General features: G+C 73.9%; 12 protein-coding genes. 4 read left to right on the top strand and 8 right to left on the bottom strand.

Going from position 1 to position 15,624, the window contains the following annotated elements:
- Window positions 1–2: 2 nt before the first annotated feature.
- Window positions 3–590, bottom strand: coding sequence for a (2Fe-2S)-binding protein (locus tag ACFYX3_RS40675; RefSeq protein WP_184932159.1), 588 nt, complete (start codon window positions 588–590; stop codon window positions 3–5).
- A gap of 2 nt (window positions 591–592) precedes the next feature.
- The gene (locus tag ACFYX3_RS40670; RefSeq protein WP_376593891.1) at window positions 593–1,483 is read right to left on the bottom strand and encodes an FAD binding domain-containing protein; all 891 of its coding nucleotides are present in this window, start codon (window positions 1,481–1,483) and stop codon (window positions 593–595) included.
- 305 nt (window positions 1,484–1,788) lie between these two features.
- Between ACFYX3_RS40670 and ACFYX3_RS40665 the strand changes: the two genes are divergently transcribed.
- Window positions 1,789–3,483, top strand: a complete 1,695-nt coding sequence (locus tag ACFYX3_RS40665; RefSeq protein ID WP_389025007.1) for a PucR family transcriptional regulator — start codon at window positions 1,789–1,791, stop codon at window positions 3,481–3,483.
- Between the two features lie 326 nt (window positions 3,484–3,809).
- Window positions 3,810–4,613, top strand: a complete 804-nt coding sequence (locus ACFYX3_RS40660; RefSeq protein WP_389025005.1) for a hypothetical protein — start codon at window positions 3,810–3,812, stop codon at window positions 4,611–4,613.
- 40 nt (window positions 4,614–4,653) lie between these two features.
- Here the strand turns inward: ACFYX3_RS40660 and ACFYX3_RS40655 are convergent, their stop codons facing one another.
- Together ACFYX3_RS40655 and ACFYX3_RS40650 are read right to left on the bottom strand one after the other, a co-directional pair.
- A complete protein-coding gene (locus ACFYX3_RS40655; RefSeq protein WP_389025003.1) occupies window positions 4,654–6,306 on the bottom strand; it encodes a WD40 repeat domain-containing protein in 1,653 nt (550 codons plus the stop codon).
- Between the two features lie 111 nt (window positions 6,307–6,417).
- The gene (locus tag ACFYX3_RS40650; protein WP_389025001.1) at window positions 6,418–7,248 is read right to left on the bottom strand and encodes a GntR family transcriptional regulator; all 831 of its coding nucleotides are present in this window, start codon (window positions 7,246–7,248) and stop codon (window positions 6,418–6,420) included.
- Window positions 7,249–7,441: 193 nt separating this feature from the next.
- Between ACFYX3_RS40650 and ACFYX3_RS40645 the strand changes: the two genes are divergently transcribed.
- Both ACFYX3_RS40645 and ACFYX3_RS40640 read left to right on the top strand, forming a co-directional pair.
- Window positions 7,442–8,308, top strand: coding sequence for a (2Fe-2S)-binding protein (locus ACFYX3_RS40645; RefSeq protein WP_389024999.1), 867 nt, complete (start codon window positions 7,442–7,444; stop codon window positions 8,306–8,308).
- A 214-nt stretch (window positions 8,309–8,522) separates the two neighbouring features.
- Entirely contained in the window at window positions 8,523–9,635 is a 1,113-nt protein-coding gene (locus ACFYX3_RS40640) for a DUF2637 domain-containing protein (RefSeq protein WP_389024997.1), read from the top strand.
- A gap of 36 nt (window positions 9,636–9,671) precedes the next feature.
- Here the strand turns inward: ACFYX3_RS40640 and ACFYX3_RS40635 are convergent, their stop codons facing one another.
- From ACFYX3_RS40635 to ACFYX3_RS40620, 4 genes are all read right to left on the bottom strand, one after another.
- Window positions 9,672–10,121 carry an ATP-binding protein gene (locus ACFYX3_RS40635; protein WP_389024995.1) on the bottom strand — a complete coding sequence of 150 codons (450 nt, stop codon included), beginning with the start codon at window positions 10,119–10,121 and terminating at the stop codon, window positions 9,672–9,674.
- A gap of 53 nt (window positions 10,122–10,174) precedes the next feature.
- Complete coding sequence (locus ACFYX3_RS40630; protein WP_389024993.1) at window positions 10,175–11,917, bottom strand: pyruvate dehydrogenase; 1,743 nt, start codon at window positions 11,915–11,917, stop codon at window positions 10,175–10,177.
- 27 nt (window positions 11,918–11,944) lie between these two features.
- Window positions 11,945–13,519 (bottom strand): protein phosphatase 2C domain-containing protein, encoded by a 1,575-nt coding sequence (locus ACFYX3_RS40625; RefSeq protein ID WP_389024991.1) that lies wholly within the window; start codon window positions 13,517–13,519, stop codon window positions 11,945–11,947.
- Between the two features lie 123 nt (window positions 13,520–13,642).
- On the bottom strand, window positions 13,643–15,624 hold a 1,982-nt coding region (locus ACFYX3_RS40620), incomplete at its 5' end, for a PA domain-containing protein (RefSeq protein WP_389024989.1).

Raw genomic sequence — 15,624 nt, 5'->3', positions numbered from 1 at the left:
GGTCAGACCGCCTCTCCCTGACGGGCGGCCGCGAGGCGGACCGCGTCGAGGATCTTCTCGTAACCGGTGCAGCGGCAGAGGTTGCCGGAGAGCGCCTCGCGGATGTCCGCGTCCGTCGGGGACGGGTTGCGCTCCAGCATCTCGTCGGCCGCGACGAGCAGACCGGGGGTGCAGAAACCGCACTGGACGGCGCCGGCGTCGATGAACGCCTGCTGGATCGGGGAGAGTTCGACACCCTCGCCGGTCTGCGAGTCCTGAGCCGGCTTCGCCTCCCAGCGCTTGGCCTCGTCGATCGAGGTGCCGCAGGCGCCGGAGGCGCAACCGCTGTGCGCCTCGCGCTCCTTGGCGAACTCCGCCAGGCCCTCGACGGTGACGACCTCGCGGCCCTCGACCTGACCGGCGGCGACCAGGCACGAACAGACCGGCACGCCGTCGAGACGGACGGTGCAGGAACCGCACTCGCCCTGCTCACACGCGTTCTTGGAGCCGGGCAGACCCAGACGCTCACGCAGAACGTAGAGGAGGGACTCGCCCTCCCAGACGTCGTCGGCTTCCTGCGGACGACCGTTGACCGTGAAATTGACGCGCATGGTTATGCAGCTCCCTCAAGCGTGCGGCCCGCGCCGCGGTACTGCTCCCACGTCCAGCCGAGCTGGCGGCGAGCCATGATGCCGACGGCGTGGCGCCGGTACTTGGCGGTGCCGCGGACGTCGTCGATCGGGTTGGCGGCGGCCGAGCAGAGGTCGGCGAACTGCTTCGCGATCGACGGGGTGATGATCTTGCCGTTGTCCCAGAAGCCGCCCTCCTCGAGAGCCGCGTTCAGGAAGGCCTCGGCATCCTTGGCGCGGATCGGGGTCGGCGCGGCGGAGCCGATGCCGGTGCGCACGGTCCGGGTCTCCGGGTGCAGGGCCAGGCCGAAGGCGCAGACGGCGATGACCATCGCGTTGCGGGTGCCGACCTTGGAGTACTGCTGGGGGCCGTCCGCCTTCTTGATGTGGACGGTCTTGATGAGCTCGTCGGGCTGGAGCGCGTTGCGCTTCACGCCCGTGTAGAACTCGTCGATCGGGATGAAGCGGTTGCCGCGCACCGACTCGACCTCGACCTCGGCGCCCGCGGCGAGCAGGGCCGGGTGGGCGTCACCGGCGGGCGACGCGGTGCCGAGGTTGCCGCCGACGCCGCCGCGGTTGCGGATCTGCGGGGAGGCGACCGTGTGCGAGGCCAGGGCCAGACCCGGGAGCTCCGTGCGCAGGTTCTCCATGATCTGCGTGTACGGGACGGAGGCGCCGAGGCGTACGTTCTCCTCGCCGACCTCCCACTCACGCAGCAGCTCGATGCGGTTCAGGTCCAGGAGGTACTCGGGGCGCCGGTGGTCGAAGTTGATCTCGACCATGACGTCGGTACCACCGGCGATGGGCACGGCCGTGGGGTGCTCGGCCTTGGCGGCGAGCGCCTCCTCCCAGCTGGCGGGGCGAAGGAAGTCCATGGTGGCTCTCTTCTAGTGATTCTGGTGATCGGGGGGCGAGCTAGTGGGTCCGGGGGGACGGCCGGCCCTCGACATCGTGTTCATGTGCTGTTCACGCGGTGTGTGGCCTAGTACACAAGCCACGATCGCCCAGGTGCAGTCACCGAAAACATGAAGGAGTTGGCTGGTCCCCATCGTCGTCTTGTAGATTCGAACGAACGGCGGGGAACAGAAACCTCGCTGTTTTCCCCTGGAAACGGTGGCACCACCCCACCGTCGACAACGCGACACCCACCATCACCGAACGAAGGAACGGCGGCGACACGATGCGGCTGCGCGCACTGCTGGAGAACGACGCGCTCGGGCTGCGCCTGCTCGGCGGCGAGGACGAGCTGGACCGGACCGTCCGAGGCGTGATGACGACGGACCTCAAGGACCCCAGCCGGTACCTGTCCGGCGGCGAGCTGGTGCTGACCGGCCTGGCCTGGCGGGCGGAGCCGGCCGACGCCGAGCCCTTCGTCCGGATCCTCGCCTCGGCCGGGGTGGCGGCCCTCGCCGCGGGTGAGGCCGAGCTCGGCGACATCCCCGACGATCTCGTAGAGGCGTGTTCGCGCCATCGGCTGCCGCTCTTCGCAGTGAACGAATCCGTTGCGTTCGCGACGATCACCGAACATGTTGTTCGACAGGTCTCCGGCGAGCGGGCCGGCGACCTGGCGGCCGTCGTCGACCGCCACCGGCGCCTGATGACCTCCGGTCCGGCCGGCGGCGGGCCCGAGGTCGTCCTCGACCTCCTCGGCTCCGACCTGGACCTGCGGGCCTGGGTCCTCTCCCCCACCGGCCGCCAGATCGCGGGCGCCGGCGAGCCCCTGGAGGCCCCGCTCGCCGCCACCCTGGCCGGTGAGCACCTGGCCGCCACCCGGACCGGCCGGCGCGGCCCGCACCGGCTGAGCGTCGCCGGAACCACGTACTCGCTCTTCCCGATCCGCAACACCGGCCGGGGCGCCCCGCCGGCCTCCCGTGACGTGCGCGAGACGGTCCTGTCCGACTGGCTGCTCGCCGTCGAGGCGGACGCCGGGGACTGGCCCGCCGCCCGGCTCGACCTGCTCCAGGGCGTCACCCAGCTGATCGCCGTCGAGCGGGACCGGCGCGACGCGGCCCGTACGGTACGGCGCAGGCTCGCCCAGGAGGTCCTGGAGCTGGTGCAGACGGGCGCCGCGCCCGCCGAGATCGCGGCCCGGCTGCGGGTCGCCGCCCCGGTGCTGCTGCCCGGGCTCGGCACGGCCCCGCACTGGCAGGTCGTCGTCGCCCGCGTGGAGTGGGACCAGGAGGCGGGCCAGGCCCCCGTGGAGACGGGTCCGGTCGCCCAGGCGCTCCTGGAGGAGATCCTCGTCGACCCGGCGACCGTCGGCGCCGAGTCGGCGGACCGGATCGCGGTCGCGCACAGCGGCGACGAGGCGATCGCCCTGGTCCCGCTGGCCGCGGGTCCGCTGCCGGAGAGCGAGGACGAGGGCCCGGCCCCCGCCCTCGGTCTCCACGCGGACGCGCTGCTCGCCTCCGTACGGGCTCCGCTGTCCTCCGGTCTCGACGGCGACGGGCGCCTCACGCTGGGCGTCAGCGCGGCCGTGCACTCGGCGGAGGGCCTGCGCGGGGCCCTGGAGGAGGCCCGGCACGCCCGCCGGGTGGCCGCCGCCCGTCCGGGGCGGGTCTGCGCCGCCGGGCACCACGAGCTGGCCTCGCACGTGCTGCTGCTGCCGTTCGTCCCGGACGACGTGCGGCGCGCCTTCACGGCCCGGCTGCTCGACCCGCTGCGGGACTACGACCGGCGCCACCGGGCGGAGCTCATCCCGACCCTGGAGGCCTTCCTGGACTGCGACGGCTCCTGGACCCGCTGTGCGACCCGCCTCCACCTGCACGTGAACACGCTGCGCTACCGGGTGGGCCGGATCGAGCAGCTCACCGGCCGTGACCTCTCCCGCCTGGAGGACAAGCTCGACTTCTTCCTGGCGCTGCGGATGAGCTGACCCCCGTTCGGGGGAACCGGAGCGGATGCGCGAGGGCCCGACGGGGTCCCGGTGTTTCACTCCTTCGAGCGAGTCCGAAGGAGTGGGGAACGGGGCCGCGGCGGGCCCTCGGCGCAGGGTCCCGCGAACCCGGCCCGCGCCTGATCACCGGCGTGATCACGGGCGGATCGGGCCTCCGGCGCCCGACGGGAACGGGCCGCGGCGGGGGTCCGCACCCCCTTCGGAGTCTTGTGAAATTTTTCACCCGACCCCTTGGCCGGGTACTCCCATCCGTGCTGAGATGCCGTCCTACTCAACAGCTCGATGGCGCGCTCGGGGAGGGCAATGTGGCGGATACCGCCATGTCTGGTTCCGAATCAAGGGGTGGCGAAGATCCGTCCCTCGCCTACGGCAAGGAGACACCCGTGGAGACCGCCATATGGCGGCTCCGCTCCCGAGGTTGCTGGACGGACGCGGCCGCGCTGCTCGCGCCGCACGCGACCGAACCGGCGGCCGCACTCGAACGGGCCGCGCTGCTCATCGAGCGCTGCCTCTACACCGAGAAGGGCTGGGCCGACGCCGAGGAGGCGCTGCGGACGGCCGAGGCGGTGGCCGGCACCGACGAGGAACGCGGGGCCGCGGCCTGCGAACGCGGCTATCTCGCCTACGCCTCGACCCTGTTGGGGGTGCGCGACCGGGCCGACGAGGCACGGATGGCGCTCGGCCGGGCGGCGGCGCTGATCGGCCCCTCCGCCGGCGGCCGCCCCCTCCTGGACTTCCGGCGCGGGCTCATCGCCCAGAACCTCGGCGACTCCCCGCAGGCGGCCCGCGCCGCGTACCGCAGGGCGCACGCGGGGGCGACCGCCCAGGGCGATTCGCTCCTGCTCTCCTTCACCTGGCGGCACCTCGCCGGACTCGCCCTGCGCGAGGGGGAGTTGGCGGAGGCGCGGCACGGTTTCGCGGAGTCGCTGCGGATCCGCGAGGAGCTGGGTTATCTGGTCGGTACGGCCCCGGCGCTCACGGCCCTGGCGAACACCGAGACCGAGCCGGAGGCGGGGCGTCTGCGCGCCGAGGCACGACGCCTCTTCCAGTTGCTCGGCGGGGTGCCGACCTGGCTGTCGGCCCAGCTGACACCCCGGGCGGCCACCTGAAGTCGCGTTCACGGGACGGCTTCTGACGTCCCGTGAACGTTCACTCCCGGGGCACCAGGCACACCAGGCTGTCGTCGGTGCCCACGAGGAGCGAGCCGGCGGCGGTGACCGCGACCGCGCGGACCGGGGGGCCCGGTCGGAAGGAGAGCATCGGTCCGCCCTCCGGACGGTGGAGCTCGACCAGGCCGTCGGCCCAGGCCGCGGCGACCAGCGGCCCGTACGGGGTCTCGGTCGCGTGCAGGGAGACGACCGGCGAGGGGCGTTCGGCGAGGGGCTCCGGGCGCGCGTCGCGGCCGGGGGTCCAGAGCCGGACGCTCCCGTCCGCGCCGCCCGAGCAGACGAACGGGGTCTCGGACTCGACCGCGGCCACGGCCGTGACCCGGCCGCTGTGCGAGGCCGACTGGTGAAGGCCCGTCAGGCCGAAGGCGTGCACGGAGCCCAGCCGGTCCCCCACCACCACCGAACCGGCGATCGCCGCGAGCGCCGTGCCCGGGTGGCGGGCCAGGGTCGCCGAGACCGCCTCGGTGAGCCGCTCCAGGTACGGGGGCCGGGGTGCCGTGCCCCGTACGGCGTGCAGCCGGCCCCGGTCGTCCAGGAGCAGCACCGTGCCGTCCGGCGCGGGCGCGAGCGCGGTGATCCGGCCCGGGACCGTGTGCGCGAGGCGGCCGGCGGGACTCGCGTCGGCCTCGTGGAGCAGCCGCACGGTGCCGGTGGGGTCGCCGACGAGGAGGGTGCCCTCCAGCGGGCCGCCCGCCGCGCCGAGCACGGTGACCGGGCCGGGCCAGGGCGGGTTCAGGTCGCCGCGGTGGCGGGCCCACCGGACCCGCCAGGGCGCGCCCTCCGCGAGCGTGGCGAGCGCGGGGCGGAGCCGTGGGTCGGCGCCGTCGCCGAGCGCGGCGAGGAGCACCAACGCCCGTTCTTCCGGGGTCTGTTCGCGGCAGAGCGACTGTCCGGCGCGCATCCAGGCGGTGCGGAGTCCGCCGTGCTCGTCGACGCCGCCCCCGTCGGGCCGGGCGGACGGCTCGGGGCCGTCGAGGGTGCCCGGCACCCCGGCGAGGGCCGCGCCGGTGACGTACGCCGTGGTGACGAGCAGCGGGTCGGCCGCGCAGACGGCCACCGGGTCGGAGAGGTCCGGCAGCTGCGGGGCCGGCTCCGGCCGGGCGCCGTCGGCGGTGTCGGGCGCGCCGTCGAGGTCGAGGACGGTGACCCGGCGCTCGGCGCGCAGGACGGCGGGGGCCGGGGTGCCGCTCCGGGCCTCGACGACGAGCCGTATCCGGCCGACTCCGGCGAGCTCGGCGATGAGCCGGGTCAGCGCGGCGGGCTCGGCGGCGGCATGGAGGTCGGTGAGGAGGAGGACGGCCCGGCCGGCGGGCCGCGGCTCGCTCGTGGCGAGGGCGTGGACGAGGTCGTCGGGCGTCCGGGCCACGACGCCGAGGCGGTCGGCGATGGTCCAGGCGGCGCCGAGCGCGCTCTGTCCGGCGAGCGGGACGAGCACGCGGGCGGTGCGGCGGCGGGAGCGGCCGGACCGGGGTCCGTACGCGGCGAGCCAGCCGAGCAGCGCCGTCTTCCCGCTGCCGGGGGCGCCGGTGACGAGGCACATCCGGGGCGCCTCGGGATCGGTGAGCCAGCCGAGCAGCGCGGCGGCCTCGGCTTGCGTACCGTCCCATGCCGGGGACGGACTCACGGTCGGCATCGGACACCTCACGGGTGACGCACTACGGACGGCTGACGTCTTCGACCTTAGTCGTCCGGGGCGATCAAGACTCCGTTCCGGTGAAGTGTTCTCGTGCCCGGTGCCGGGTGCTCAGCAGTCCGATCCCGCGAAGTGCTCCTGCACCAGGGTCTGGACCACGGTCAGGTCCTGGGCGATCAGGGCGTCGAGCAGGGCGGTGTGCTCGGCGGCGTCGGCGACGAGGACGCCGTGGCGGAGGACGGGGGCGCTGATCAGGGGCCACTGGGAGCGGCGGTGGAGGTCGTCGGCGACGGCGAGCAGCTGCTCGTTCCCGGCGAGCGAGAGGACGGCCCGGTGGAAGGCCCGGTCGGTCTCGGCGTAGTGCGCGCGGTCGCCCCGGGCGGCGGCGGTCGAGGTGGCCTCGGCGAGCGGCCGGAGCTCGGCCCAGCGGGCGGCCGGGACCGTGCGGGCGAGCCGCAGCATGACGGGGACCTCGATGAGCGCGCGGACCTCGGCGAGCTCGGCGAGCTCGCGGGGGGTGCGCTCGGTGACGCGGAAGCCGCGGTTCGGCACGACCTCGACGGCCCCCTCGACGGCGAGGCGCTGCATGGCCTCGCGGACGGGGGTGGCGGAGACGCCGAAGCGCTCGGCGAGCGCGGGCGCGGAGTACACCTCGCCTGGCCGGAGTTCGCCGCCGACGAGAGCGGTGCGGAGCGCTTCGAGGATCTGGCCGCGGACGGAGTGCCGGCGCACGGTGCGGGGGCCGAGGGGTGCCGGTTCGCCGTGGGTGTGCTCGCCGCGGACGTACTCGGCACCGCGCGCCTGCTCGGGGACCCGCAGGGATTCGGGGTGCTGCGGCCCCGGACGTACGGACGGGGCTCGTACGGTCTCCGCGCGTGCGGCGTCGCCGAAGGGGGGCGACGGCCTCTCCGTCGCCCGCTCGCGCGCTGCGCCCTGCTCCACCCGGGTCCTCCTGCGGCCTCGTGCCGGGCCCGGCTCGCGTCGCCCGGGTCCTCTGTGCACCATAGGCGAACGGACCGACATCCGGGGCATACGGGCCGCCTCCGCAGGTGGGAGGGGTTCCCCGGAAGTGAGAGCCCACTCGAATCGGGTAAGGTAAGGCTAACCTTCCAGCGCTCGCGATTCGGTGGTGTGCATGACCGTCCCCGCCCTGTTGCCCACACCCCTGGCCTCCCCCGTCGCGGCTTCCTACGCCCGGCTCGCCGAGGTCTTCCCCGGCCTGCGGACGGAGGAGCCCGCCCGGGGCGAGCGGCTGCCGCGCGGCGCGGGCTGGGTCGGCGCGGACGAGCTCGCGTACGGCGGCCCCGCCCTCGACGCCTTCCTCGCCTGGGACGACGCGCAGGTGCTGCGGGACCACGGCACCCGGGCCCGCCCCGACGTCGTCGCGGGCTTCGGGCTGCACCGGTACGCCTGGCCCGCGTGCCTCCTCGTCACCGTCCCCTGGTTCCTGGACCGCCGGGTGCCCCGGCTGCCCGTCCGGAACGTGGCCTTCCAGCGGGTGCGGGGCCGCATGGCGGTCCGGGTCGAGGAGTTCGCCTGCCTGCCGGGCGACCCCGCCGCCGCCCTGCCCGGCGCCCGGGTCGTCGACGGCGAGGAGGCGCTGCGGGCCGAGGTCCGCGCCTCGCTCGCCGAGCACTTCGAGGCCGTCCTCGACGGCTTCGGCCCCCGGATGCGGCGCGGCCGCCGGGCCCTGTGGGGGATGGCCACGGACGAGATCGTCGAGGGCCTCTGGTACGTCGCGACCCTGCTCGGCGAGGAGCGGCGGGCGATGACCGAGCTCGAACTCCTCCTGCCGGGCACCCCCAAGGCCTGCAAGCCGTACGCCGGCGGCGCGGGCTTCCGCGAGCTCGCCGGCGCCGAGGGGGCGGACGGCACCCCGGCCGCCACCCGCGACCGGGCCAGCTGCTGCTTCTTCTACACGCTGCGCCCCGAGGACACCTGCCTCACCTGCCCGCGCACCTGCGACGCCGAGCGCGTCCGCCGGCTGACCGCGGCCGTCTGAGACCTCCGCGGCCGCGGCAGCGCTTACGCCACCCTTTCGAGTGACACTAATCGAACTCAATTCCCTTTCCTTGCACGGGCGTTCGACCAGATCGCACCTATTCGCATGCCTTGCGACCCCGATGGCGTGCTCTTGCCCCGAAACGCCTTGAGCACCCCACGGGGTCGGCCAGTATGGGCCGCCAAACGCCCTACTGCGATGCAAGGGACACCGCATGAGACTGACCGACATATCGCTGGACTGGCTGCTTCCGGGCGGCGTGATGGTGGCCGGGGTCCTGACGGCGGTGGCGGTGCTCGCGCGCGGGAAGCGCGCCGGTGACCAGGCCGCGGCCGACGACTCCTGGGAACGGAGCGAGGAGCGCCGCAGACGCAAGGAGGCCGTCTACGGATTCGCCTCGTACGGGCTGCTGTTCCTCTGCGCGGCCGTCGCGGCGGCGCTCTCCTTCCACGGCCTGGTGGGCTTCGGCCGGCAGAACCTCAACCTCGCCGGGGGCTGGGAGTACCTCGTCCCCTTCGGACTCGACGGCGCCGCCATGTTCTGTTCGGTGCTCGCGGTCCGCGAGGCCAGCCACGGCGACGCGGCCCTCGGATCGCGCCTGCTCGTCTGGCTGTTCGCGGGCGCGGCGGCCTGGTTCAACTGGGTGCACGCACCGCGCGGCATGGGCCACGACGGCGCTCCGCACTTCTTCGCCGGCATGTCCCTCTCGGCGGCGGTCCTCTTCGACCGGGCGCTGAAGCAGACCCGCCGGGCGGCGCTGCGCGAGCAGGGCCTGGTGCCCCGTCCGCTGCCGCAGATCCGTATCGTGCGGTGGCTGAGGGCGCCCCGGGAGACCTTCGCGGCCTGGTCGCTGATGCTCCTGGAGGGCGTACGCACCCTGGACGAGGCGGTCGACGAGGTGCGCGAGGACCGGCGGGAGAAGGAGGAGAACCGGCTCCGGCGGCGCGACCAGGTCAAGCTGGACCGGGCGAGACTCAAGGCGATCAACCGTCAGCACCGCGCCTTCGGGCTCGGCCGCGGCGGCGGACGCCAGGTCGAGATGGCGGCGCTCGGCACCTCGGCCGGCGCGGGTGCCGGCGCGGGTGCGGGCGGCGGTTCGGGCTCCGCGTCGGGTGCCGTGCAGGCCGCCGTCGCGGAGCCCGCCATAGCGGACCCCGGACAGCTGCCGCTTCGACCCCGGCCCTCCCTGCAAGCCGTCAGGGGCGATGAGCCCCGCCCCGGCGAGTCCCGGACGGTGGACCTCACCGCCGAGGACGACACCCAGGCGCTGCCCCGCCTCGACTCGCTGGAGCGCAAGCTCAAGGACCTGGAGCAGCAGTTCGGCTGAGCACGGGAAGAGGACGGAGACCGGCGGGGCCGCCCCTCAGGCGGCCCCGCCGTTCAGTTCGAACCACACCACCTTGCCCAGCGCGTGGTCCTCGACCCCCCAGGAGTCGGCGAGTGCCTGGACGAGGACGAGTCCCCGGCCGTGCGTACCGTCGTCGGCGGGCGGTACGTCCGGCTGCTTCAGCCCCGGTACGAAGTCGCGGACCTCGACCCTCAACTGCTCGGGGACGATCGTCGCGGTCACGACGGCCCCGTGCTCGGTGTGGACCAGGGCATTGGTCACCAGTTCGCTGGTGAGCAGTTCGGCCACGTCGGAGGCGCCCGGTCCGCCCCACTTCCGCAGCAGTTCACGCAGGGCATGTCGCACCTCCGGCACCGCGGTGAGATCGGCGCATCCCACCTTTCTGAGCAGTTGAGTCGGCTGTCGTGCCTCCCCGGCCATATCCCCCACCCACAGGTCGCGTCGAACAGGCTCACGGGGATGCATGCCCCGCATCACCGTCCGCATTCATGAGGCGGGACTTTCCGGACACTCCCCCGTCAGGGCCTCGGCACGTTGCGGAGGTTGGAGCGGGCCATCTGGAGCATGCGGCCGACTCCGCCGTCCAGGACGATCTTGCTGGCGGACAGCGCGAAGCCCGTCACCATCTCGGCGCTGATCTTCGGCGGGATGGAGAGCGCGTTCGGATCGGTGACGACGTCGACCAGGGCCGGGCCCTTGTGCCTGAAGGCGTCCTTGAGCGCGCCGGCGAGCTGCTTGGGCTTCTCGACGCGGACGCCGTAGGCCCCGGCGGCGCGGGCGATGGCGGCGAAGTCCGGGTTCTTGTTCGTCGTGCCGTACGAGGGGAGCCCGGCGACCAGCATCTCCAGCTCGACCATGCCGAGGGAGGAGTTGTCGAAGAGGACGACCTTCACCGGCAGGTCGTACTGCACCAGGGTCAGGAAGTCGCCCATCAGCATCGAGAAGCCGCCGTCGCCGGAGAGCGAGACGACCTGGCGGTTCCGGTCCGTGAACTGGGCGCCGATCGCCTGCGGCAGGGCGTTGGCCATGGAGCCGTGGCTGAACGAGCCGATGATCCGCCGCCGCCCGTTGGGCGAGAGGTAGCGGGCCGCCCAGACATTGCACATACCGGTGTCGACCGTGAAGACCGCATCGTCGTCGGCGAGGTCGTCGATGACGGAGGCGACGTACTCGGGGTGGATCGGGACGTGCTTCTCGACCTTGCGGGTGTAGGCCTTGACGACGCCCTCCAGCGCGTCGGCGTGCTTCTTCAGCATCTTGTCGAGGAAGCGGCGGTCGGTCTTGGCACGGACCCGGGGGATCACACAGCGCAGGGTCTCTCGGACGTCCCCCCAGACGGCCAGGTCGAGCCGGGAACGGCGGCCGAGGTGCTCGGGCCGGACGTCCACCTGCACGATCTTGACGTCGTCGGGCAGGAAGGCGTTGTACGGGAAGTCGGTGCCGAGCAGGATCAGCAGATCGCACTCGTGGGTGGCCTCGTAGGCGGCGCCGTACCCGAGCAGACCGCTCATGCCGACGTCATACGGATTGTCGTACTGGATCCATTCCTTGCCGCGCAGGGCGTGGCCGACTGGTGACTTGATCCGCTCGGCGAACTGCATCACCTCGGGGTGCGCCCCCGCCGTGCCGCTGCCGCAGAAGAGCGTCACCCGGTCGGCGGCGTCGATCATCCGTACGAGGGCGTCGATCTCGGCGTCCCCCGGGCGGACGGTGGGCCGGGTGGTGACGAGCGCGGTCTCCGCGGTCTTCTCCGGGGCGGGCTGGGAGGCGATGTCGCCGGGCAGCGAGACGACGCTGACGCCGCCGCGGCCGACGGCGTGCTGGATCGCCGTGTTCAGCAGCCGGGGCATCTGCTTCGGGTTGGAGATGAGCTCGCTGTAGTGGCTGCACTCGCGGAACAGCTGGTCGGGGTGGGTCTCCTGGAAGTACGAGAGCCCGATCTCGCTGGACGGGATGTGCGAGGCGAGCGCGAGGACCGGGGCCATGGAGCGGTGGGCGTCGTACAGGCCGTTGATGAGGTGGAGGTTGCCGGGCCCGCAGGAGCCGGCGCAGGCGGCGAGGGCGCCGGTGACCTGGGCCTCGGCGCCCGCGGCGAACGCGGCGGTCTCCTCGTGCCGCACCTGGATCCAGTCGATCGCCGGCGTACGGCGGATCGCGTCGACCACCGGGTTCAGGCTGTCGCCGACCACTCCGTACAGGCGCCGGACGCCCGCGCGGACGAGGATGTCGACGAACTGCTCCGCAACGTTCTGTTTGGCCATGGCTCCATCAACACACGGCACGGAGGGTTACGCCTCCCAGACGGCCACCCCCGTGCGGTCGTCGGCGTAACCGGTCACCCTCAGCTGGGTGTCGGCGAGGAAGGCGGCGAGGCCGGGCGGCTCGGCGCCGGCCCAGCGGGCGGCGAGCTCGTGGGCGAGGGCCGGTTCGCCGCGCATCGGGTCGGCGAGGCCGGGCGAGGCGAGGAGCAGGGTGTCGCCGGCACGGGCCACGGAGGCGCGGAACCGGAACGGCTCGGCGGGCGGCGGCACGGGGTCCTCGATGAGCGGTGGCGCGGTGGTGATGCCGAGGTCCATGGTGAGCCGGTCCTCCTCGGCGGGTGGTGAGCCGAAGCCGACGACGGGGGCGCCGGTGACGGCGGCCGGTTCGGGCAGGAGCGGTTCGAGGTCCTGCCAGGAGCCGTCGCGGAGCCGGAAGAGTCCTCCGCCGCCGATGCCGAAGAAGACCCGGGTGCGGCACTCGGGGTCGGCGGGGACCAGGAGGCAGCGGAGGGTCGCGCTGTACTCGTCGGGTGCGACGCCGCGCTCGGCGGCGCGGGCCCGCAGCTTGCCGTAGGTCCGGTCGGTGAGCCGGTGCAGTCCGGACTTGAGGTCGCCGCGGCGGCCGGACCTGATGTCCTCGGAGAGCCGGGCGTGGCTGCGGCCGACGGCCTCGGCGATCCAGTGGCAGGCGTCGGCGGCGGCGAGATGGGCGTCCTCGGCGGCACGGGAGCCGGCGGCGACGGCGACGAGGACGAGCGCGGTGTCGTCGTGCCCGAACCGGGCGGTGAGCAGGGCGTCGCGGCGGGGCTCGCCCCGGTAGCGGGCGGAGTCACCGCGTACGGAGGCGGCCCGCAGCGTGCAGGTCCCGTACCGGGCCCCGTCGAGCACGGTGTCGGCGACGAGCTCCCCGAGCTCCCCGGGCCGCGCGACCGGCAACGCGGTGGGCTCGGCCTCGTAGGTGGGCGGCCGACTCCCGACGAACCCGGTCCGAGGCCGGGGCACGGGCACCTGAACGGTGAGGTCGCCGTCGGGAGCCGGCTCCTCGGGCAGGGGCACCTGAACGGTGGGCGTCTCGACGGCGACCGGCGGAGCCGCCGGGGGTGCGGCCGCAAAGGTCCGCGGCCCGGCCCCCACGGGCGCCTCCCAGGGCGCACCCCCGTCCGACGCCGACCGGCGGGCGGGGGGCGCGCTCGGCGCGGAGGCCACGGGCGGCGTAGGGGGCGCCGGTGCCTCAGGCCGCGTGGTGGCCGCGGGGACCACAGGCGGCGCAGGCGGCGCAGGCGGCGCCGAGGCCGCCGGTGGCGCGGGCGGCGGCGGGGCCACCGGTGGCGCGCTCGGTGCGGCGGCAGGCGGCGTGACAGCCGGCGGTGCCTCGGGCGGCGGCGGGGCCGTGGGTGGCTCGGGCGGCGTCGGGTGGGGTGCCGGGGGTGCGTGGGGTGCCGGAGGTGGGGCGGGCGGCAGGGGCGGCGGATCGTCCCGGCGCGGTGCGCGTGGTGTCGTGGCGAAGTGGTCGTCGAGCGTGTCACCCGAGACCGTCGGGGCCGTGTCCGGCGCCGACTCGTCGTAGAGCTTGTCCCACCAGTTGTCCCCCTGCTGAGTCATGCCCTTATTGTCCACCGCTCACGGCGTGTGAAAACGGGACACCAGGAAAACCGTTGCTGCAAATGGGTGGTCCGCCGGGCGGCCCCACCCCCCACGGGAAGGACGCCCGGCGGACCGGCGTGATCAGCGCACGTCGTAAGCGCGGACCACGGTCTGGGTGACGGAGTTGCCGTTGGCGTCCGTCAGTTCGGTCTTCAGGGTGACCTGCTTACCGGTCGCGCCCGCGTGGTTCACGGTCGCGGTCCAGCCGTCGCCCTGCTGGGAGACCCGCGCTTCGGTCCAGGTCGTGCCCCCGTCGTAGGAGTACGAGAGCTTCGCCGAGGTGAGCGCCGCGGGGGTGTAGCCCGCGTGACCCGTCGCGGTGAGGCCGATGTGCTGGCCGTCGGTCGCGGCGAGGGTCTTGAGTCCGTCCTCCGGAAGGTCGTACCGGGGGAAGAGAATCGGGATGCCCTGAGAATAGACGCTCTCATCAAGCTTGGAGGTGAATTTCCACACCGAGTTGACGGAGGTGGAGCGCGCCCAGACCCGGCTGCCGATCTTCATGGTGTTCTGTTCGAGCGTGTACGTCCCGGCTTCGGCCGGTACCTCGAAGACGCCGAACGGCCAGCCGCTGCTGCCGAGGACCTCACCGTCGCGGCTGAGGCTGATGTTGCCGATGTCGCCGAAGGAACCGGCCACGGCGTAGTGGCTCCTGTCGCCCCACATGGCGTTGGCGAAGCCGATCAGGTTGCCCTGCCGCTCGGCGACGAGGACCGGCTTCCCGGCGTCGTCACGCGGGGCGGTGGGGGCGAGGACGCCGTCGTACCAGTTCTCGGTGCGCCGCTCGCCGGGCGTGAACGCGTGCGGGGTGCCGACCATGATCTCGCCGAAGGGGAAGCTGCTCCCGGTCATCGGCTCCCAGATCGTCTCCCCGGCCGAGTAGTACTCGGTGCGGGTGCCGGGCGCGGGGACGGCCTCCAGGGAGCCGAAGCCGACGCGGACGCCGTCGGGGCGGCGGGCGGCCGGGAAGTCCACGAAGTCGGTGGCGATGCCGGCCGAGCCGTAGGTGGAGTCGGTGCGGCCGAGCTGGGCGTCGTGGACCCGGTAGGCCCGGTCGTCGCGGATCGCGCCCTTCTCGGGGAAGGCGAGGCTGTAGACGTACGGGCTCTTCGCGGTGGCGTCCCAGGCGAGGGTGGTCTCGCCGGCGGTCAGCTTGCCGAGGAGCGCGGTGGCCTCCGTGGACGGGATCGAGAGGACGGGCAGGCCGTTGCCGGAGAAGCCTCCCGCCGGGTACCAGCGGCCGGGGGCCGAGTGGTACGTGACGACGGCGACGGCGCCGGCGGTCTTGGCGTTCCGGGCGAGGGTGCTCACGGCGGTGGAGTCGTCCGGGAGGCGGACGAGGGCGATGCGGCCCTGGACCCCGGCGGCCTTGAGCTCGGCGGGCGTGCCCGTACCGGCGTCGACGAGGCGGGCGGAGCCGGTGCCGTCGAGGTTGTCGGAGCCGAGGGAGCCGGTGAGGGGGTGGAGGGTCAGGCCGTCGGTGGTGGCGAGGGAGGTGATCTGCGGGGCGGCGGCCCGCCAGTAGCTGCCGAACTCGAAGTCGCCCTCGTCGGCGGCGCCTTCGACCGAGGCGTAGTAGCCGCGGAGGGAGCGCGGTCCGGCGGCGGTGCCGGCGTGCAGCCAGAAGCCGTCCCAGGAGCGGGCGAACGCGAGCGTGGCGCCGCGGAGTTCGGTGTCCCGGTCGGCCTTCACGGACAGCCGGTGGGCCTTGCGGGCGTCGAGGACGACCGTGGTGTCCTTCTTCAGTTCGACCTGCGGGCGGCCGAGGTAGCTGAGCGAGTCGTTCAGCGTGGCGCCCTCACCCGCGTCGGGCGTGGTGACGAAGGAGGAGAGGAAGTAGCTGCCGGGGCGCAGGCGGTAGACCTGGTCGGCGGCCCCGTCGTTGAAGCGGCGCTCGCCTCGGGCGTCGTCGGTGCCGATGACGTCGAGGGACGAGGCGCCGGAGGCGGGCTTGCCCTGACGGTCGATCAGCTTGACCCGCAGGGTGACGGTCTCGGGCTCCACGTACAGGGAGAACGGGGTGGAGACGTGGATGCCGCCCGGGCCGGTGGCGACGACGCGGCCGG

Origin of the sequence: Streptomyces sp. NPDC002463 (assembly GCF_042889835.1) — a bacterium.
GTDB lineage: Bacteria > Actinomycetota > Actinomycetes > Streptomycetales > Streptomycetaceae > Streptomyces > Streptomyces nymphaeiformis.
Note: the sequence above shows the minus strand (reverse complement) of the source record. Positions and strands in the feature narration are given on the sequence as shown.